Below are 19,924 nucleotides of genomic sequence, written 5' to 3'. Positions count from 1 at the left end.
TCGAGGCAATCAAACTGCAGAATTGCGATTTTATGGCGAAATCTGCCGCGCAAGGTTTTTACGCCATTCCGTCGTCCGGTTATTTAGGAAAACCGACACGTTCTAATTGCCCCGGAATTGGCCAAATTTAACATAACTATTATTATCGGTCTAAATGTTTTAGTCTATGTAGGTCCGTGGCCAACCCGGGTGGCATTGCAATATGCTTTGCAAGCTCAGGAGCCCATTGGAGCATCATCGCTGCCATGAGCCGCCGTTCCGTCGCTGACGATCCAAGCATAGTAGCAACTTGGCGCTATGCCGTTTGCTTCGCCGGATCGCGGTAGGCGAGCAGCCGCAGCGCATTGAACACGACCAGCAGCGTCGAGCCTTCGTGCATCGCGACCGCCGGGCCGATGCCCAGCCCCAAGATCGTCGCAGGCACGAGGAACGCGACGACGCCGAGGCTGACGAACACATTCTGCCGGATGATGCCGCGGGTGTGGCGGCTTAGGCCAACCGCGAACGGCAGGTGTGCGAGATCGTCGGCCATCAGCGCGACGTCCGCCGTCTCCAGCGCCACGTCTGAGCCGGCGGCGCCCATCGCGATGCCGACCGTAGCGCTCGCCATCGCCGGCGCATCGTTGACGCCATCCCCGACCATCGCAACCTTGTCTTCGCCGGCGAGCTTCTTGATCGAGGCAACCTTATCCTCCGGCATCAGGTCTCCCCAAGCCTCGTCGAGGCCAACGTCCTTGGCGATGGCGTTGGCCACCTTCTGATGGTCGCCCGAGATCATGATCATCCGGGTGATGCCCATCTCGCGGAGCCGCTTGAGCGCAACCTTGGCCGCTTCGCGTGGCGTATCCATCAGCCCGATGGCGCCGATGTCCTTGTCGCCCTTGCGCACTACGATCGTCGTGCGCCCGCCCTCGCGCAGTGTTGCGATGGCGTCGGTCGCGGCCGCGTTCAGTGTAGGGATACCCTCCTTGCCGAACATCTCGGCCTTGCCGATCCACACCGTCTCGCCATCGACGGTCGCGGTAACGCCGCGTCCAGTCAGGCTCTTGAGATCGGTCGCGGTCGGCAGCTCGCGGTCACCCAAGCGCTCGCGTCCATCCTTCACGATCGCCTGCGCCAGCGGGTGATCGCTCAATCCCTCGACCGCGATAGCGAGCGCCAACAAATCCTCTTCGCTCGCGCCATCGACGGGCACGACATCGGTGATGCGGGGCCGCCCTTCGGTCAACGTCCCCGTCTTGTCGAACGCAATCGCCTTGAGCGAGCCGAGGTTTTCCAGTGGGGCACCACCCTTAACCAGCACGCCGGCGCGTGCCGCGCGCGCGACGCCGGACAGCACCGCGCTGGGGGTAGCGATCGCCAGCGCGCAGGGGCTGGCCGCAACCAGCACCGCCATCGCGCGATAGAAGCTGTCGCGAAACGGCTCGTCGACGACGACCCACGCGAACAGCAGGATGAACGACAGGGCCAGCACCGCCGGCACGAAGACACGCTCAAACCGATCGGTGAAGCGCTGCGTCGGCGACTTCTGCGTCTCCGCTTCGCTCACCATCTTCACGACCTTGGCGAGCGCGCTTTCGTTGGAACGTCGCGTCACCTCGATCTCGATCGCCGCGCCGCCATTGATCGTGCCGGCGAACACCCGCGACGTCGCCTCGACCGCATCGGGCTTCGCGCGCGCGCCTCGACATCGGCGACCGGCTCCTTGTCGACCGGAATGCTCTCGCCGGTGACGGGGGCCTGGTTGATCGCGCTCGACCCCTTGATGACGAAGCCGTCGGCGGGCAGGCGTTCATTCGGGCGCACGACCACGATGTCGCCGACCACCAGCTCCTCGACGGGAATCTCCCTCGTCTGCCCGTCACGGCGCACCGTCGCCTTGTCGGGCGCGAGTTCGGCCAGCGCCTCGATCGCGCGCTTCGCGCGACCCATCGCATAATGCTCAAGCGCATGGCCGAGGCTGAACAGGAACAGCAGCAGCGCGCCTTCTGCCCAGGCACCGAGCGCCGCGGCGCCGGCGGCCGCGACGAGCATCAGCGTATCGATCTCGAATTTCTTGAGCTTTAGATTGTCGATCGCCTCGCGCAGCGTGAAGAAGCCGCCGAACATATAGGCGCCGACATAGAAGGCGGTCGGCAGCCAGTCGGCGGCGCCCGCAACCAGCTTCTCGATCGCGAAGCCGATCGCTAGCAGCGCGCCGCAGGCGAGCGCGAAGATCAGCTCGGTATTTGGGCCGAGGAAATTGGCGTGGGCGTGATCGTGGCCATCGCCCGGTCCGTGCTTTTCTGCGCCTTCGGCATGACCGCCAGGCCCGTGATCGTGCCCGGCATGGTCGCCCGCGCGTGATCGTCTCCAGCATGATCGCCGGCATGATCGGAGCCAGTCCGCTTGCCCGGCTTGACCTTGAGCTTGCCCAGCGCCGCGACGATCGTCGCCTCGTCGACGCGCTCCTTGTCATATTCGACCCGCACGCTGCCCGAGGCGCTGGCGTCCGCCTGCAGCACGCCGGGCACCTGGCACAGAGTCTCGCCGACGGTGCGGGCGCGGCGCTCGTGCCCGATCCCCTCGACTTGCCATGTCGCATGGCCGTATCGCCCGCTGATATCGGCGCCCGCCGCCCGCACCATCTCGCGCACACGCGGCAGCGGAAGCGCCGTCCCGTCGAAATGAATGCAGAGCTTCGCCGGCGTCTCGCCATCGGCAGGCAGGACATGCGCGCGCTCGACGCCGGGCTTGGCGCTCAGCGTCGAGACGAGACGCCCGACACAAGCATCGGCCACATCGGGAACCTCCGGCAGCAGGACGGGGATATCGAGTTCGAGCTTTTCGGTCATCACGCCGTCTCCGCGTTGGTCTTGGTTTCTGCCTGCGCATCACGCAGGATTTCGATGCCGCCCTTGATCGCGATAAGAGCAGTAGCCAGGCCCACCAGCAGATCGGGCCAATTCGTCCCAAGCCAAAGCACCAGCGCGCCCGCGATCAGGATGCCGCCGTTGGAGATGAAGTCGTTGAAACTGAACGTGGTTGCGGCACGCAGGTTCACATCGGGCTGCTTGAGCTTCTGGAGCAGGCGCAGGCAAACATAGTTCACGACGCCGGCGATGGCCGACATCACCATCATCGTCGGGCCGATCGGATCGCTGCCCTGGACATAGCGGCGGCCGACGTCGATCAGGATGCCGACGGCGAAGATCAGCAGCATGACGCCCGACACGGTTGCGGCCCGCGTCTTCCACGTCGGCCCGTGGCTGAGCGCAATAAGGCTCAGCGCATAGACCGCGGTGTCCGACAGGTTGTCGACGCCGTTGGCGATGAGTGCGCTGGAATCGCCGATCAGGCCCGTCATGAAGAAGCCCGCGGCGATCGCCGCGTTGAGCAGCAGCACGATCCAGAGTGTGCGCCGCTCAGCTGAGACCTTTGCGTCTGGTGAAGCCGTCATGCCATGATTTCCTCGATCAGCAGGAGGATGAGGAAGCCGACGAAGAACATCGCGCTGATAAGCGGCGAGTCCGGCTTCTCGTGCGCCTCGACCAGCAGCTCTTCGGTAACGAGATAAAGCAGCGCCATCAGGCCGAAGCTCAGGAAGCCGGTGATCCATATCGGCGACAGCAGCGCTACCGGCTGCGCGACCAGAGCGCCGATCGGCACCAGCACTGCCAGCGCGCAGGTCAGTCCGATCGCCTTCGCCTTGCGATACCGGCCCGCCAGATCGTTGGTGAGGGTCAGGGCCAGGAACAGCACTTCGAGGGTCAGCGCGACGGCCAGCAGCGTGCCCGCCTTCTCGCCGGCAATGAAAGCGAGGCCGAGAACCAAGCCGTCTATCGCCAGATCGAGTCCGATTGCGGCGAGAAGTGCCACCGGCCCTTCCCATCGGCTTTCCGCCGCCTTGAGCCCGAGCATTACGGCGACGCCCAGCGCCCCACCGATCAGCGTCGCGGTCGGAGAACCGCCGTGCATCACCAGCGGCAGGATCTCCGTCGCAGCAGCGGCGAACACCACGCCGGCCGCGAGATGCTGCATCGCCGCCACCAGCTTCTCGCCGGGGGTGCGCCATCCGGCGATCAGCGCGCCGATCATGATCGCGATCATCGGGATCAGGGAAAATTTGAGCGCCGCCATCGTTAGCGCCCCTCTGTGCCGGGTGGATTGGTCACAAGCTCGTATCCTTCCTGCACAAGACGGGGGGCTTGTCCCCTTCCTCGATCTTGAGTTCGTTGCCCGAGAACATCGCGCTCATCGTGTCGCCGACATATTGAAGCCCGGCCGCAGGCGCGGTCAGGACAACCGGCGCAGCGTTCCCGTCGCGGCGCAGCTCGAGCGTCAGGCCCTCATTCTTGAAGTCGACGAGGAGCGGGCGATCGTCGTCGCACCGATAGGGGTGGCGACCAGGGATGCCGCTGGCATCCCCGCTGTCCCCGGCGTGGATTTCCTGTTCGGTGGGTTTCGCCTTGCGAGGCTGTTCCGAACAGCCCGACGACGCCAGCACGAGGGCTATGCCGGCGAACCCTAACCAAACCGGCGTCACAGCCGCTTCCGGGAAGAGCCTATTCATCCAAGCCATTGGGCAGCTCCGACGACACTGACGATCATGAGCATGACGCCGATCAGGATCAGTTTTTCAGGGCGCGGATCGGCGACGTTGCGGATGCGCGCGCGACCTGCCAGGCAGGCCGCAGCGGGACGCGCCGGGACCCCGCCGCGATCCGGTCCAACTCGGCATCCGAAAGCTGGAAAAACGCTTTCACGTCGGCCCGAGAGCGTCCCGCAAGACCCGTCACGCGAAACACCGGATCGACCCAGGCCAGATCGACGGCACTTGGGCTCGCCGCCATCGGGGCGATGTCGTCGCCCGCTGCCCATGACGGACGCAGCAGCGCGATAAGCCGGTGCGGATCGCGTTCGAGCAGAGACGCCCACCGCTCCAAACGCGAACGACGGTCGTCGCTTGGGCGCGGCGACACCGGCCCGAATTGCCCGCCACTCTTGGGCACCCGCCGCGTCGCGCGCGTTTCGGAGGGACGATTGTGCCTCATTGTCGATCAGCCGGCTCGGCGCGATCCTGGGAGGCGCGCTTCAGTGGATGAGAGAAGTGCAGCGTCAGGAAGGTGGTCAGGCTGAGGATCACAGCGATGTCGTAAAGACCATAGCCGACCGCGGCGCCCAGTGCCCCCGTCGCCCAGAGGCTCGCAGCGGTCGCGGTTCCGGACGCTTTTCCGGCGTGCTTCAATATGGCGCCGCCGCCAATGAAGCCGACGCCGGTAATCAATCCTTCAAGCAGGCGAGCTTGGGCAGGAGACGTGCGTCCGAGAATGGCGATACCTACGAGTACGAACCTGCAACTGGCGATGGCGACCAGCGGAAAGGTCCGGATGCCGGCGCTGCGTTCATCCTTCTCCCGGTTCCAGCAACCGGAAGCGCCAACGCATAGGCCAGCGCGAGACTGACGATATGGGAAAGCGACTCCTCCCATGACGAGATCGTCATCATGCGGCCGAACCTTCAGCCTGGCCGCTCGCTACCCCTTCCGGTGCATCCTGATAGGCCAGCACCCTGTTGCAGGCCAAGGCAGGCGCGCCGGGGCGCTTGAGCGTGATCCGGTCGCCGCCTGAGATCGACACATTGAGGTTCCGGCCGACATAGGTCCGCCCGCTTGCCGGCGATGTCACCCGTTCCGGAGCGGCGTTCGGTCGAGTCTTTATGTCTAGGGTCAGGCCATCGCCGAGGAAGTCGACATCGAGGCGCGACCCATCAGGACAGGCGTAGAAATGCTCGCCGATGAAGTTGGGCAGCTCGCGATCACGCGACGCTTCGGCCTCGCTCTTGTTGGTGGCTGGCGAGCAGCCGACCAGACCCGGCGCCAGAGCAAGCCCGGTCGCGAGGATGATCCCCCGAACTGGGCCGCTCCGAAGGCGCCGAGCCGCTATTTCCCCGTCTTTCCACGATCTATCGCCATGGGCGCTACAGGGGGCACGCCCATGGCGCGGCCGTTCTCACACGGACACTCGAAGGACTCGTTGTGTGGCGGCCGATTCATAGCAGTCAGTCGAACAATTCGCTCAGAAAGCCCTTGCGGCGGCCCTTATGGCCCCGCTCGTAGCCGTGCTTTCCGCCATGATCGCCATGGCCGCGATCGTCGGATATTCCGAGACGAGCGCCGCTCAACGGCCGTACTCCTTCATCCCCGGCGCTGCGCTCGATGATCTTGTCGAGTTCGCCGCGATCGAGCCAGACGCCGCGACATTGCGGGCAATAGTCGATTTCAATGCCCTGCCGTTCGCTCATGACGAGATCGACGCGGCACGTCGGGCACAGCAGCCCTTGGGAGGGACGACTATCTACCATGATGGATACCTTTCTTCGGGATGTTGGCCGGTCAGTCGTTCGCAGCGCCGCGAGGAGGCGGTGGCTTGATAGGGCGCCGACTGTGGCGATTGGACCGCCCTGGCAGTCGCGATTGCGCCGCAGAAGATTGAGAAACGCCGCGTCCTGTTGCCGCATGGTCCGGCGCAGACCTTTGCGCATCATGCGGCCGAACAGGCCGCCGATGACGCCGCGACACTCGACCGAATGGCGCACGCAGACGCCGTTCGCGATTGGCTCGATCTCGTAACGTTCGTCGAAGGTCAGAAACCCCCGCACGCCCATCTGCCATCCAATCAGTTCGGTCTTTATTAGCCTGTTGATGATCATCTGCGTCGTCATCTTGCGATCGCCTTTGAAGAGCAGCCAGGTAATGTCCATTTCGGCACCCCGCTCCGCCTCGCCCGCGATGCGATAGATCGGGTGCCAGCGCGCATAGCCTTTCAAATCGGACAGCAACGACCAGACCCGCAGCGCTGACATATTGAAATCGAATGTGGTTTCTTCCTTCATGGTAGCCTGTCCTGTCCGACCAAGGCGCGGCCAAGCCGGAGGCCGCGCAAAAGCGGCCTCCTTCCCGACCAAACGGGCGATTGAGGGGAGATGGCGAGCCTTCAGGGGATCGCACGCCGCCGACCCCCGCGCTTGCCGGACCGAAGTTCATCGGCTCGGGCTTTCCAGGGCCTGGCTTGCCTTGCCGCCGATGACCTCGACGGCTTCGAGCGTCATTAGACCAATGTCGGGCACGTCACTCAGACCGGCGACGAACGCGCGCAAAGCGTCCTCGAAATCGACGATTTCGATCACCACTGCCCGATCACTCTCAAGCACATGGCGTCGGTGAACGTGCGCCGATGCCCCGAAGCCTATCAGCGCCTCAAGCACCGTCAGGCCTGCCATCTTTTGATCGCGCGCCAACGAGGCCACATATTCGAAGACCTTGCGATCGCCGATATAGGCCGCTTCATCCGTATAGATGCGCAGCAGTTTCCGAACCGGTTCTCCCATCATGCTTCTCCTTTCAGCGGGGCGGGTTCCTCGCCATGCGGCGTGTTCGCCTCTTGCTCATTTTGACGATCGGTCCGCCCGAGGATCACTTTCGCGATCGCCGGCAGCACCAGCAGTGTCAGGATGGTGGCGGCGACGAGACCGCCGATCACGGTGACGGCGAGCGGCTTCTGCACCTCCGCGCCGGTGCCGTGGGCGAGCGCCATCGGCACGAAGCCGATCGCTGGAACGAACCCGGTCATGATGACCGCCCGCATCTTCTCAGCCATACCGTGGCGGATTGCCTCCGCTACCGGCAGCCCAGCTTCGATGCGTTCCCGGATCGCGGACATAACTACAAGACCGTTCAGCACCGCCACGCCGGCAAGGCAGATGAACCCGACCGCCGCCGACACCGAAAAGTTGATGCCGGTCAGCAGCAACGTGAACACACCGCCCGCCAGCCCCAGCGGCACCGCCAAAAACACTGACGCTGCTCTGCCGAACCCGCCGAGCGCCATGTATAGCAACCCGAATATGACCAGGAAGCACAGCGGCACGACGATCGACAGGCGCTTCGATGCCGCGGCCAAGTTCTCGAACTGACCGCCCCATTCGAGGTAGTAACCGGCAGGCAACTTGACCTGTGCGATCTTCGCTTGCGCTTCCTGGACGAATGAACCCGCATCGCGGCCACCGAGATTGACCTGGACGACCACACGACGCTTGCCGTTTTCCCGGCTGATCTGATTCAGGCCTTCCGTCAGCCGGATTTGCGCCACTTGCGCAAGCGGCACCTGGGCACGCGGCCGTCCTTCGACTTCTGGCAGCAGCACCGGCAGCGTCCGGATGTCGTCAAGGTTTGCGCGCGTCGCTTCAGGTACGCGCACGGTGACATCGAACCGCCGATCGCCCTCGTACACGAGCCCCGACTCACGGCCGCCGAGCCCTGCCGCAACCGTGTCCGCAACGTCGCGCACTGTAAGACCTAGCCGCGCTATGGCGGCGCGGTCGAGCCTTACATCCAGCGCTGGCGCACCACCAACCTGCTCGGCCTTGACGCTGGCCGCACCGGGTATGGTCTGAAGCACCCGCACCATTTCGTTGGCGGTCAGCGCCATCTTGTCGAGATCGTCACCGTAGAGCTTGATCGCGACATCGCCGCGGACACCGGCGATCAATTCGTTGAAGCGAAGCTGGATAGGCTGGCTGACCTCGTAAAGATTCCCGAGCAGCCCTCCGGTCGCTTTCTCAATCTTCGCGACCACGTCAGCTTTGCTTGTGCCGGCGGCCCACTCTTCCTTTTCCTTCAGAATCACAAAGCCGTCGGATACGTTCGGCGGCATTGGGTCGCTGGCCACTTCCGCTGTGCCGGTCTTGGAAAACATCAAGGCGACTTCCGGAACCTTTATCACCGCCTCCTCGACCTTGCGTTCCATCGCCAGCGACTGATCGAGGCTGACCGAGGGCACGCGCGTTGATGCGAAGGCGAGATTTTTCTCGTCGAGCTGGGGAATAAACTCGGAGCCCAGCAGGCCAAATGCGGGAATTGCCGCCAGGAAAAAGGCAAGCCCGCCGAGGATGAACGGCCACGGGCGCGCGATCGCTTTGTCCAGCAACGGCAGGTAGCGGTCCTTGGACTTCCGGATCAGCCAAACGTCCTTTTCCGCGACTTTGCCACGTATCATGATCGCCACCAGCGCCGGCACCAGCGTAATCGCCAGGACGAATGCCGCCACCAGAGCGAGCATGATCGTAATCGCCATCGGCGAGAACGTCTTGCCTTCGGTGCCGGTGAAGGTGAGCAGTGGCGCGAAGGCGAGCAGGATGATCGCCTGACCGAAGACGGTCGGCTTAATCATCTCCTGCGCGGCCCGCATCGTCTCCTCGAGCCGTTCGCGCAGGGAGAGCAGTCGGCCTTCATGTTCCTGTCGATGCGCCAATCTGGCGAGGCAGTTTTCGATGATGATGACCGCGCCGTCGACAATCAGACCGAAGTCGAGCGCGCCGAGGCTCATCAGGTTGCCAGGGACTTTGAAGGCGTTCATCCCCATCGCCATCATCAGAAACGAGAACGGAATCACTAGCGTCGCGATCACCGCCGCGCGCCAGTTGCCGAGCAGCAGAAACAACGATGCTGCAACGAGGATTGCGCCTTCCGTCAGGTTGCGCTGAACCGTCGCCACCGTGGCCCCGACCAACGCGGCGCGGTTCAGCACCACCTTCACCTCGATACCCGGTGGCAGCGTCTTTGCTACCTGGTCGAGCTTGGCAGTCGCCGATTCAGCCACGACGCGGCTGTTCTGGCCGATCAACATCAGCACAGTGCCGATGACCGCCTCCCGGCCGTTCATGCTTCCGGCACCCGTCCGCAAATCGCCACCAACGCGAACGTTCGCGATCTGGCCGATGGTAATTGGCGTTCCGCCTCGCGTCGCCGCGACAGCATTGCGGATTTCATCAACAGTCCGCACGCGTGAGTCGACGCGCACGAGATAGGCTTCGCCCCCGCGATTATAGTAATTCGCGCCGACCGCGAGATTGGCGTTTTCGAGAGCCTGGCCAAGCTCGCTGTACGAGACACCGAAACTGGCGAGCTTCGTCGGATCCGGCTCGACCACGAAGGTCTTGGCATAACCGCCAATCGAATCGACCCCGGCAATGCCTTTAACCGATCGAAGTTGAGGGCCGATAATCCAATCCTGAACGGTGCGCAGGTAGCTTGCTTTGGCCACTGCATCAGTTAGCCGCTCGCCCTCGGGTGTCAGATAGCTGCCATCAGGCTGCCAGCCGGGTTGGCCGGCGACTTTTTTTGCGCCCTTGCCGTCCGGGTTGGCATAGCCAACCGTGTACATGACAATCTCGCCAAGTCCGGTCGACACCGGTCCGACCTGCGGCTGCACGCCGTCCGGCAGGTTTTCTGTCGCCTGGCGCAGCCGTTCACCGACCTGCTGACGCGCGAAATAGAGGTCGGTATCGTCGGTGAAGATCGCACTCACCTGGCTGAAGCCGTTTCGCGAGATCGAGCGCGTCGTCTCGAGTCCGGGAATGCCGGCGAGCGCGATTTCAACCGGGTAGGTTACGAGTTTCTCGATCTCGACCGGCGAGAGCCGCGGTCGACCGTGTTGATCTGAACCTGCTTCGTGGTGATGTCGGGCACCGCGTCAATCGGCAGCTTGGAGAGCTGCCACACGCCGAGCCCGGCGATGACGAGGAACAAGGCAAGGACCGTCCAGCGGGCGCGGACGGAGAGCGCCATAAGGTTGGCTATCATGGTCTATTCTTCCTCGCCCGCGCCCTTGCCGAGTTCGGCCTTGAGCAGAAATGCGTTCTTGGTCGCGACTTGGGCGCCGCCAACGAGGCCCTTCAAGATCTCGACGCGACCATTGCTGCGCTGACCGATCGTGACGGTCTGCGCGCGGAAGCCCTTCGCGGTCCGCACGAACACGATGTCGCGCCCTTCGAGCGTCTGCACCGCATCCTCCGGCACCACGATCGCGTTGGACGTGCTGCCACGGCTCGGCAGCAGCCTCACCCGCACCGCGAGGCCGGGCTGAAGACTGCCCGACACGTCGAGAACGGCGGTCGCCGAGCGCGTGTCGTTGGCGAGTCCCGGCGTGACGGCGCGTACTCGCGCCTCCGCCGTTCGCCCGTCGGGCAGCTCGATGATAGCCCGATCGCCTGGAGTGAGCCGCTGTGCGTCCGTAGGACCGACCGCCGCCTCGATCTGAATCTTCGACGCATCAGCGACGCGCATCAGCTCGGTTTCAGGCTGGACGAACGCGCCTAGACTGACATTCTCCGAGGTGACACGGCCTGAAATCGGGCTCGAGACCGCCACACCGCGACCATCCGAGGTCACGCGCGCCGCGCCTGCCGCGACACTCGCGCGGCGCGCTTCGGCCGCGCCGAAGCGGCTTCCGCCTCCGCCTGTTCCAGCTCGACTCGTGCCGAGACCTTCTGGCGGTATAGGTACTGCTCTCGGGCGAGCGCCTTTTGCGCCAAGGTCGATTTGGCAGCGGCAGCAGTGCGATCGGCGGCAAACTGTGCCGCGTCCCGGCTCTCGACGATAGCCAACGTCTCACCGGCGCGCACCGGATCACGAGGCGCTTCATCAGCCGCGTCACCGCGCCGGCTCGCGGGCGGTCACGATCGCCTCGCCTTGCAGCGATGCGCTGACCATCGCCTGCGCGACGATTTCCGCGCCGAGCCCGCCGGGATTGATTGTCTCTGTGGCGATGCCGGCCTGCTGGACCGCCTGCTCGGTCATCGCCACCGTGTCGGGGGTCTTTTCCTCTTCTGCCGGGGCAGCGGCGTTGCTGCTTGCCGCTTCGGTCGCGGCAGGTTCGCTCGCGGTCCAGCGTGCGATCCCGAAGCCGCCAAGTGCGGCAACGATCGCGACAGCCGCCGCACCGCCCAGGAGGCGCTTATCGTTCATCATCGATCTTCTCCGGAAATCATGGGGGCCGGCGTCGTGAGCCGGTCAAGCCGAGCCTGCGCGTCGTGGTACGCGGCGAGCGCATCGACGTAGGTCTGGCGGGTCTGTGAGAGCGTGCGCTCGGCATCGAGGAGCGCGATCTGGTCGAACTTGCCCTGCGTCCAGCCGATCCGCGCGATGCGGGCGGCTTCCTGTGCCGCCGCCAGCCCCGGTCCACCTGCCGCCCGCGCGGTCGCAGCGGCGTTCGCCACTTCGGTTTGCGCGCTGGCGATTTGCTGGCGGGTATCGATCACAGCAAGGTTGCGCAGCGCGATCGCCTGCGTCTGCTCCGATCGCGACTGCGCCACGAACGCGCTGCCGTTGTTGAACACTGGGATCGGGAAAGAGATACCCACCATCGCGGCGGTGTCATTGCTCGCCTCCAATCGGCGGGCGAAGGTGCTGACGGTCAGGTCGGGCACGCGCAGCGACCTCGCGACGCGCACTTGAGCATCGGCGGTACGCACGTCGGCCTCCGCCGCGCCAGGGCCAACGTCCCTTCGACCTCGATCGGCCGTGGCGTCCGTAGCCATCGATCCTCTCGAACCACGCGCGATCGAGCGGCCCCGTCACCGGTGCCGACAACAATGTCTCAAGGTTGGCCCGCGCCGCCTGTGCCTGGCGGGCGGCGCTGTCGGCCGCGACCTGCGCATTGATGCGAAGCACGTCGGCACGCTGTTGTTCGATCGGGCCGACGTCGCCAGCCTTCACACGCTCGCTTGAGACCCGGAAAGCATTGTTGGCAATCCCGGCCTGTTCGCTCAGCACTTCGGCGCGGCGCTCCGCGGCGGCGGCCTCGATATAGAGCTGCGTAATCCGCAGCCGGAGATCCGCTCGCGCGATTTCAGCCTGAACTTGAGCACGGGTGAGCCGCGCCGTTGCGAGCGCGACACGCGCCGGCCGCTTGCCGCCCAACTCCAGCGGGAGCGCCACACCCACTGTCGTTTCGGAACTTCGCAGGCCTTTATAAAACGCCAGTGCCGGCCACGTTCTCGACCTGAGCCTGAAACTCGGGGTTGGGGCGTAGCCCGGCAACGCGCCGGGCTGCGGTCGCGGCATCGACGCCGGCCGTAGCCGCCGCGACCGATGGCAGGGGCGCAGGACCGTTACCCCCCGCCCCCGATGCCAAACCGTTGCTGACGACGGCCGATGGGACTGATGGCATACCGCCCGCAGCCAGAGCGTTCTCGAGCGAGAACGCATCTGCCGCTTGTGATGAAGAGGGCGTCGCTGGAATGCCGAGCGACGGTGCTGTCTGCGCCCCGGCCGTACTGGCCAAGGTCGCCGCGACCATGAAGGCCGCGATTGTACGATACATAGATGGTGACTCCTGACGAACCGAGTTCGCCCCGCGCAGCAATGGCTGGCGGGGTCAGCGGATTGTCAGGCTTGGGGCGGCCTTAGCGCGGGATCGGCAGTTGAAAGCGGCCGCATGGAGGGGCTTGCGAAGATGGGCGCGAGCCGAAGGTCGTGCATGAGTGCGGCATTGGAGATCTTGATCGGCGCTGCAACGTGATCGCCGTGGCAGCCGCCATGATGGTGAGGATACCCTTTGTCACCGTCGGAGGGCACCTGATCGGCATCGCCGGGCGCATGGCCCATGGCAACTTCGCTCACGCCTATTTCTTGCGATGAAACGCTTATATCCGGCCGTTCCAGCACATGTGCCGTCGCCGTCGTCCCCAAGGAGAGGGCGATCGTCAAATATGCAAGGATGTTAAGTAGGCGTCGCACGGAGAACGAACTAACAGGAAAGACGACAACGGGATAGACCCGACATCACAAGATTGATCGCGAGAGCGATCCGCAGCACCCGGTGCCATCGCGGATCGGGCGCCGCCGGCGCATCCGACTGGCAGCTACTACAGACCATGATTATCCACGCGTGCAAGCATCATGAGAAGCCTTATGCACCCTCTAGCCACTAGAGGGTCAAGACGAATATCGGGTCCTGGTCCGATCTTCATCAGGTGGTTGCAACGACGGCACGGCGCCGGTTGAGAGCGAACCCGCCAGCCACCGCGACGAGCATTAGCAACTGGGCACCCATCGACTGCACGGTCGGGAAGATGCCGAGCACCGAGACCCGAATTCCGCCCGCGAGCGGCGCAATGTCGATTATGCCGGCTTCCTGCAGCGCCGACACACCCTTGCCGGCGAGTACGATCGTGAGAAGCGCCATCAGCCACGCGCTGTAGGCGAAGAACTTCGCGATCGGCAGGTCGCGACTGTAGCGCAGCATCCCCCAGGCAATGAAGCCGAGCAGCAGGACCGCCGAGCCAGCGCCAGCCAGCATGACCCCGCCATTACCCTGGGTCCAGAGCGCGGCATAAAACAGGATGGTCTCGAACACCTCGCGATAGACGACAATGAAGGCCAGGCCGAACAGGAACCAAGCCGATTGCCGTGACAGTGCGTGCGACATTTTTTCGCGGATGTAGCGCTGCCATTGGTCCGCCTGCGCCTTGCCGTGCATCCAGATACCCACGGAGAGCAGGACGATGCCCGCGAACAGCGATCCAAAGCCTTCGGTCAACTCCCGGCTCGCGCCACTGATCCCGATCGCATAGGTTGCTACCGCCCAGGTCAGGCCGCCCGCCGCCAGCGCGCCGATCCAACCGCCATGAACATAGGGCAGCACCTCGGGTCGCTCGGCCTTGCGAAGGAAGGCGATCATCGCAACGACGATCAGCAGAGCTTCGAGCCCCTCGCGCAGCAGGATGGTGAACGCGCCCAGAAAGGTCGAAGCGCTGCTCGCCGCGTCCGGGGACAAGGCTGCATCGGCGTCGTCGAACAAGCCATCGAGCACCTGAACACGGCTCGCTATCTCGTCGGCTGGTCGACCTTGCTGGAGCGAGGCCCGAAATTCGCCCATGGCGCTTTCGATATGCCCCATGAGCGTTGCGTCACGCGCGGTCAGCATCGGTTCGAGCGGTTCGAATCCGTCGAGATAGGCCGATAGAGCCAGCTCCTGCGCACTGTGGCGGTCGCCCGCGCGATAGGCCGCAAGGCTCTGTCCAAGCTTCGCGCGTGCCACATCAAGGGAGCCGGATGCCTGCTGAACGACCACTTCCGGGTGGCGGCGCAAATAAGCAATGACCGTATCGGCCTTGTCTGCTCCCACGTCTTTGGCGAGGATCGCCGGAGTCATCCCGGCCAACGCGGTCAGATCGGGAATCCGCTGGCGAAGGCTAGGATCGGCTTTCCAGAGCCGTTCGCCTTCCTTAGCGGCGGCATCGGAAAAGGCGAAATGTCCAGCATAGAAGGCAAGCGCCCAGCGATCATCGGATGGCAGCGATGAGAAGCTTTGCATCGCGGTGCCGTCGATGCCCTGGTCAATCACCTGATAGAGCGCGAAGGGGCTGCGCTGGCGGGCGCGAGCAACGTCGGTGAACGCGATTGGCGGGGTGGCGAGCTTGGCGGCGTTCGGGCCGCGACCGTCGCCGGCCGCACCGTGGCAGCTCGCGCAATTCTGGGCGAAGAGCGTCGCACCACGAGCGAAATCGGGCGCCTTGGCTGGAGCAAGCGGGACCGGATAGGCCTTGAGCAGATCGGCGGCGAGACCATGGGCAAGGTCGGCAACCTGGTTCGGTGAGCCCTTGGCGGCAACAACCGCCTGAAGCCGTACCGCACGATCGATGAGCCTGCTGCGCTCGGGTGTTGGCGGCAGCGTCGCGAGACGCGCGGAGACCGACGCTGCAAACTCGGTCATTTCGCTATATTCGGACGCGCTCTTGACCTTTCCGCCGGAGACCGCGCCACCGTAATCGACTGCCATGTAGTCGAGCAGCCGCCATGCGGTCTGGACGTCAACTGTTTCGGCTTGGGCGATGGCGCTTGCGCCCAATGCGCAGGACGCAGCAGCAAGCACCGTCAATACGCGGAACACCCATCGGTGGAGTGAGGGTGCTCGCCCGCAGATCGACAAAAGGCAGAGGCTGCTCGAGGACGTAAACATCCGCTTCTTTTAGACCCTCTAGCAGCTAGAGGGTCAAGCAGTTTTTTGCGACTTGTTTGCATTAACGCAGCTAACCGCAAAAGCAAATCTGAGCCTGCCGCCCCCTCCTAACCGCCCGCGGCAGAATCCGGCGCCAGGGTTTCAATGATGCGGCATTCCGAAATGGTGCCGTGCCCACACTGGACGATCACGCTGCTCAATTCCGAGCGTAGCGTATTCAGATCCCGAAGCTTTCGGTCGATCTCGGCAAGATGATCGCGGGCGATCGTGTCCACAGCCTTGCACGAGATGCCCTTCTGGTCAGCGAGCTTGAGAAGCTCCTGGACCTGGCCGATTGAGAAACCCAGCGCGCGGGCGCGGCGGATGAAGCTGAGCCGTGCGAGATGCTGCGCAGAGTAGGCCCGATAATTGCCCTTGGTCCGACCCGGCGGGGCAAGCAAGCCCACACTCTCATAGTAGCGAATTGTCTCTACCTTCGTTCCGGTCGCGGTGGCGAGCTTTCCGATGCTGAGTAGCTCGACGGACATATCGTTTGACCCTCTAGTGACTTCAGGCTTTATAGAGGATGTCATTTCGAAGAGTCGAGGTGACGATATGATCGAGCAAACCGACGCACGCGCTTTAGCGATGGACCGCTGGTGGCGCTTCAAGGTCCGCGGGCTCGACTGCCAGAATGAGGTTCGACTCATCAAGGAGGTTCTCGTACCCCTTATCGGAGACGAGCAGCGTCTGTCGTTCCAGCCAAAGCACGGTTTCCTTGATGTCGACGTCGACTCAGGCATCGGGGTGGAGGCAGTGATTGAGGCCGTATCAACCACCGGGATGATAGCCGAATTGATCACCGCGGATGCGTTCACCGAGGATAAAGCAGAGGCCGACAGTTGCAGCAGCTGCTCGGGCGAACCGGTGCCTGCCCAACAGACGCTTCCCGACCGTCCGGATAGTGTCATCTTCAAAATCCACGGCATGGACTGCGGTGACGAAGTCGCAGTTCTCAAGCGCGAAGTCGGGCCGGTCGTTGGGTTGGGAAACCTGTCGTTTGATCTTATCAATGGCCGCATGTCCGTCGTGGGTACTTCGGACGCTGTACATCATGCCGGAATATTGAAGGCGGTCGAGCGCGCCGGCATGCGCGCCGAACTCTGGAAAGACGGCAAGAACAGTGCCGGTGCGCAAGGCGAGCAGCGTCGGCGCCGCATCCAGGCCGCGCTGACGATCGGGAGCGGCGTGTTGGTCGCGACGGGCTTTGCGATCCATGTCCGCGCGAGCGGCCTCGCTGCGGTGCTCCACGAGAGTCTGGCGCGTGAGACCCATCCCCCGCTCCTCGCCATGCTCGCCTATTCGCTGGCGATCCTCTCGGCGGTTCGGTACGTCGCCCCAAAGGCGATCCTTGCCGCGCGACGGCTCCGGCCAGACATGAACCTGCTCATGATCGTCGCGGTGGCAGGCGCCTTGGGCATCGGGCAATGGTTCGAAGCGGCGACGGTCGCATTCTTCTTCGCCCTCGCTCTCGCTCTCGAAGCGTGGAGCCTCGGACGTGCCCGCCGCGCCGTCGCCGCACTCATGGACATCGCGCCCGACACCGCCCGGATACGGGATGCCGCAGGCGTCGAGAAGGATGTGCCGGTCGCTGACGTCGCGGTCGGTACGCAGGTGATCGTTCCGCCCGGCGGCAAGATTCCGCTCGACGGGCGTGTGGTTGCGGGAACGAGCGCGGTCGATCAGGCGCCGATTACGGGCGAGAGCGTCCCCGTCACCGTCACGCATGGCGCAACGGTCTTTGCCGGGACCATCAACGGCATGGGCGCGATCGAGATCGTAACGACGCGGCCGGCCTCGGACACAACGCTCGCCCGTATCGTGCGCATGGTCGGTGAAGCGCAGAGCAAGCGTGCGCCGACCGAACAGTGGGTGGAGCGCTTCGCGCGGATCTACACGCCGGTTGTGATGCTGCTCGCGCTGGCAGTATTCCTTGTGCCGCCGCTTCTGCTCGGGGGCAGTTGGGCTGCCTGGTTTTATCAGGCGCTGGTTCTGCTCGTCATAGCCTGCCCTTGCGCCTTGGTCATCTCGACCCCCGTCAGCATCGTCGCGGGACTGACCGGCGCGGCCAAGCAGGGCGTGCTGGTCAAGGGAGGCATCCATCTAGAAATGCCTGCCCGCATCACCGCGATCGCGATGGACAAGACGGGCACGCTCACGCTTGGACGTCCCAAGGTTGTCGAGCTGGTCCCGCTTGGCGGCCGGGACGAGCTAGAACTCTTGGCGATTGCCGCGGCCATCGAAGCGCGAAGCGAGCACCCTATTGCGCGTGCGATCCTCGACGCCGCAGCAGGACGCGGCGTTGACGTGGTCCCTGCAAAAGCCGTGACGGCGTTCCCCGGCAAAGGCGTCGTTGGCACGATCGGCGGTCGAGAGGCCTGGGTCGGATCGCCGGGCTATCTTGGAGAGCGTCTTGGGGGCGCTCGCGATGATGCGCTCACCCTCCAATTGCATCGGATAGCCGTAGCTGGACTGACCGGGATCATTGTCGGTGAAGCGGCGTCAGTCGTCGGATTGATTGCGGTCGGTGACGCTGTGCGTCCCGAGGCAAGGCAGGTCATCGCGCAGCTGCATGAACTTGGCATCGCGCAGATCGTCATGCTGACCGGAGACAGTCGCGCGCCTGCCCAGGCCATCGGGCGCGACACCGGCATTGATGAAGTTCACGCCGAGCTGCTTCCGGAACAAAAGGTCGAGGCGATAGAAAGGCTGGTAGCACAGCACGGCCTCGTCGCCATGGTCGGCGACGGCGTCAATGACGCTCCGGCGATGGCGCGCTCGGGCCTCGGTATCGCAATGGGCGCGATTGGCAGCGACGCGGCGATCGAAACAGCAGATATCGCGCTGATGCAGGACGATCTCTCTCGCCTGCCGTGGCTCATTCGGCATTCGAGGGCGACGCTCGCCGTCATCCGGCAGAACATCGGCTTCTCGCTGGCGATAAAGCTCGTTTTCGCAGGCCTGACGCTGCTTGGCATGGCGTCGCTCTGGGGCGCGATTGCAGCGGATGTGGGCGCATCCCTCCTGGTCGTGCTCAATGGCATGCGTCTTGTCGGTCGTGGCGAGCGGGTTCAATAATCCGGTTACCCCGGGCAGCGAAGCAACAATTTAGGCTCACCCACCACCCAATAGGACTGCACTGACATGACCGGACAATGTGCCGCGGGCGTCGACACGGGCTTCGTGACACTGGGGTATGCCAAGGTCGCCATATTGGGCGTTGTGCAAGGTATCACCGAACTTCTGCCGATTTCGTCGACCGCCCATATGCGCGTCGTGCCCGCCCTGTTGGGATGGCGAGATCCCGGCTCGGCTTTTTCGGCCACGATGCAGCTCGCCGCGCTCGCCGCCGTGATCAGCTATTTCTGGCAGGACGTTCGCCGCTTGGTGGTCGGTTCCGTGTCGGCCATCGGCCATCGACAGTTCGCCGATCCCGATCTCCGTCTGGCGATCGGGATCGCTCTTGCGACAGTCCCGATCGTGCTGGCGGGTGCTCTGCTGTCCAACAGCCTCAATACATGCAACTCCCCCTTTCGCGCCTTTCCCGTGATTGGCTGGGCCTGCATCGCGATGGCGGTGCTGATGGGTCTCACCGAGCTTCTGGCGCGCCACAGCCGCAGCGTTGAGAAGGCATCGCTAGTTGACACATTGCTCGTCGGGCTTGCGCAGGTCGGTGCCCTCATTCCAGGCGCATCGCGCTCTGGATCAACGCTCACTGCCGCGCTCGCGCTCGGATTCAAACGCGAGGAAGCAGCCCGTTTCTCGTTCCTGTTGGGCATTCCAGCGATCGCTCTCGCGGGATCAAAGGAAATATGGGAGCTGCATAAGACTCATCTCGATATGCATGGCTGGTCCGTTTTGGCGCTCGGTCTGGTTGTCGCGTCCGTTTCGGCATTCGCCGCGATCTGGGCGCTGATGCGCGTCCTTGAGCGGTTCTCCGCTTGGCCGTTCGTCATCTATCGTGGGACACTTGGCGTGCTTCTGCTCGTTGCGACCTCGAACGCGTGGCTGATTTGACTTTGGAGCGCCACATAAACGAGTGCGAGCGTCACGCACAACGGCGAGGCTAATCGCTGGGCGACTGGGCACCTAAACCTTTATGG

General features: G+C 64.0%; 12 protein-coding genes and 6 pseudogenes. 2 read left to right on the top strand and 16 right to left on the bottom strand.

Annotated elements, in window-relative coordinates:
• Nucleotides 1-295: 295 nt before the first annotated feature.
• From ADT71_RS06225 to ADT71_RS06150, 16 genes and pseudogenes are all read right to left on the bottom strand, one after another.
• Nucleotides 296-2,834, bottom strand: a pseudogene (locus ADT71_RS06225) (heavy metal translocating P-type ATPase).
• Nucleotides 2,834-3,439 (bottom strand): cation transporter, encoded by a 606-nt coding sequence (locus ADT71_RS06220; RefSeq protein WP_008828948.1) that lies wholly within the window; start codon nt 3,437-3,439, stop codon nt 2,834-2,836. Before ADT71_RS06220 ends, ADT71_RS06225 begins: the two are co-directional and overlap by 1 nt.
• Nucleotides 3,436-4,119, bottom strand: coding sequence for a ZIP family metal transporter (locus ADT71_RS06215; RefSeq protein ID WP_008828949.1), 684 nt, complete (start codon nt 4,117-4,119; stop codon nt 3,436-3,438). Before ADT71_RS06215 ends, ADT71_RS06220 begins: the two co-directional genes overlap by 4 nt.
• A 31-nt stretch (nt 4,120-4,150) precedes the next feature.
• Entirely contained in the window at nt 4,151-4,525 is a 375-nt protein-coding gene (locus ADT71_RS06210; protein WP_369818186.1) for a hypothetical protein, read from the bottom strand.
• Between the two features lie 85 nt (nt 4,526-4,610).
• The gene (locus ADT71_RS06205) at nt 4,611-4,961 is read right to left on the bottom strand and encodes a hypothetical protein (RefSeq protein ID WP_231635647.1); all 351 of its coding nucleotides are present in this window, start codon (nt 4,959-4,961) and stop codon (nt 4,611-4,613) included.
• Nucleotides 4,962-5,029: 68 nt separating this feature from the next.
• Nucleotides 5,030-5,484: pseudogene (locus ADT71_RS06200) on the bottom strand (MgtC/SapB family protein).
• Entirely contained in the window at nt 5,484-5,666 is a 183-nt protein-coding gene (locus tag ADT71_RS06195; protein WP_008828953.1) for a hypothetical protein, read from the bottom strand. The pseudogene ADT71_RS06200 and the gene ADT71_RS06195 overlap by 1 nt, the downstream one beginning before the upstream one ends.
• Nucleotides 5,667-6,039: 373 nt before the next feature.
• Nucleotides 6,040-6,282: a zf-TFIIB domain-containing protein gene (locus ADT71_RS06190; RefSeq protein WP_008828954.1), complete on the bottom strand. Its 243-nt coding sequence runs from the start codon at nt 6,280-6,282 to the stop codon at nt 6,040-6,042.
• A gap of 264 nt (nt 6,283-6,546) precedes the next feature.
• Nucleotides 6,547-6,843 (bottom strand): annotated as a pseudogene (locus ADT71_RS33060) (SRPBCC family protein); the annotation flags it as partial.
• Nucleotides 6,844-7,020: 177 nt separating this feature from the next.
• A complete protein-coding gene (locus tag ADT71_RS06180; protein WP_054435813.1) occupies nt 7,021-7,368 on the bottom strand; it encodes a DUF190 domain-containing protein in 348 nt (115 codons plus the stop codon).
• Nucleotides 7,368-10,621, bottom strand: a pseudogene (locus ADT71_RS06175) (efflux RND transporter permease subunit). Before ADT71_RS06175 ends, ADT71_RS06180 begins: the two are co-directional and overlap by 1 nt.
• A gap of 3 nt (nt 10,622-10,624) precedes the next feature.
• Nucleotides 10,625-11,785: pseudogene (locus ADT71_RS06170) on the bottom strand (efflux RND transporter periplasmic adaptor subunit).
• A pseudogene (locus ADT71_RS06165) lies at nt 11,785-13,142 on the bottom strand (TolC family protein). Before ADT71_RS06165 ends, ADT71_RS06170 begins: the two co-directional pseudogenes overlap by 1 nt.
• A 65-nt stretch (nt 13,143-13,207) precedes the next feature.
• The gene (locus tag ADT71_RS06160; protein ID WP_054435809.1) at nt 13,208-13,441 is read right to left on the bottom strand and encodes a hypothetical protein; all 234 of its coding nucleotides are present in this window, start codon (nt 13,439-13,441) and stop codon (nt 13,208-13,210) included.
• Between the two features lie 349 nt (nt 13,442-13,790).
• A complete protein-coding gene (locus tag ADT71_RS06155; protein WP_369818185.1) occupies nt 13,791-15,782 on the bottom strand; it encodes an FTR1 family protein in 1,992 nt (663 codons plus the stop codon).
• A gap of 107 nt (nt 15,783-15,889) precedes the next feature.
• On the bottom strand, nt 15,890-16,309 hold the full coding sequence (locus ADT71_RS06150) for a helix-turn-helix domain-containing protein (RefSeq protein ID WP_054435807.1): 420 nt from the start codon (nt 16,307-16,309) through the stop codon (nt 15,890-15,892).
• A gap of 67 nt (nt 16,310-16,376) precedes the next feature.
• On the opposite strand from ADT71_RS06150, the gene ADT71_RS06145 reads away from it, so the two are divergent.
• Both ADT71_RS06145 and ADT71_RS06140 read left to right on the top strand, forming a co-directional pair.
• On the top strand, nt 16,377-18,899 hold the full coding sequence (locus ADT71_RS06145) for a cation-translocating P-type ATPase (protein WP_231635646.1): 2,523 nt from the start codon (nt 16,377-16,379) through the stop codon (nt 18,897-18,899).
• A 66-nt stretch (nt 18,900-18,965) separates the two neighbouring features.
• Nucleotides 18,966-19,838: an undecaprenyl-diphosphate phosphatase gene (locus ADT71_RS06140; protein WP_054435805.1), complete on the top strand. Its 873-nt coding sequence runs from the start codon at nt 18,966-18,968 to the stop codon at nt 19,836-19,838.
• Nucleotides 19,839-19,924 lie beyond the last annotated feature (86 nt).

It is taken from the genome of Novosphingobium sp. ST904 (assembly GCF_001298105.1).
Classification (GTDB): Bacteria; Pseudomonadota; Alphaproteobacteria; order Sphingomonadales; family Sphingomonadaceae; genus Novosphingobium.
This window is presented reverse-complemented; position numbering and strand designations above follow the sequence as displayed.

What these genes read in the sequence shown, in the direction of transcription:
- ADT71_RS06220 (WP_008828948.1), bottom strand. Translation starts at nt 3,439, where the DNA reads ATGACGGCTTCACCAGACGCAAAGGTCTCAGCTGAGCGGCGCACACTC.
- ADT71_RS06215 (WP_008828949.1), bottom strand. Translation starts at nt 4,119, where the DNA reads ATGGCGGCGCTCAAATTTTCCCTGATCCCGATGATCGCGATCATGATC.
- ADT71_RS06190 (WP_008828954.1), bottom strand. Translation starts at nt 6,282, where the DNA reads ATGAGCGAACGGCAGGGCATTGAAATCGACTATTGCCCGCAATGTCGC.
- ADT71_RS06180 (WP_054435813.1), bottom strand. Translation starts at nt 7,368, where the DNA reads ATGGGAGAACCGGTTCGGAAACTGCTGCGCATCTATACGGATGAAGCG.
- ADT71_RS06155 (WP_369818185.1), bottom strand. Translation starts at nt 15,782, where the DNA reads ATGTTTACGTCCTCGAGCAGCCTCTGCCTTTTGTCGATCTGCGGGCGA.
- ADT71_RS06150 (WP_054435807.1), bottom strand. Translation starts at nt 16,309, where the DNA reads ATGTCCGTCGAGCTACTCAGCATCGGAAAGCTCGCCACCGCGACCGGA.
- ADT71_RS06145 (WP_231635646.1), top strand. Translation starts at nt 16,377, where the DNA reads ATGATCGAGCAAACCGACGCACGCGCTTTAGCGATGGACCGCTGGTGG.
- ADT71_RS06140 (WP_054435805.1), top strand. Translation starts at nt 18,966, where the DNA reads ATGACCGGACAATGTGCCGCGGGCGTCGACACGGGCTTCGTGACACTG.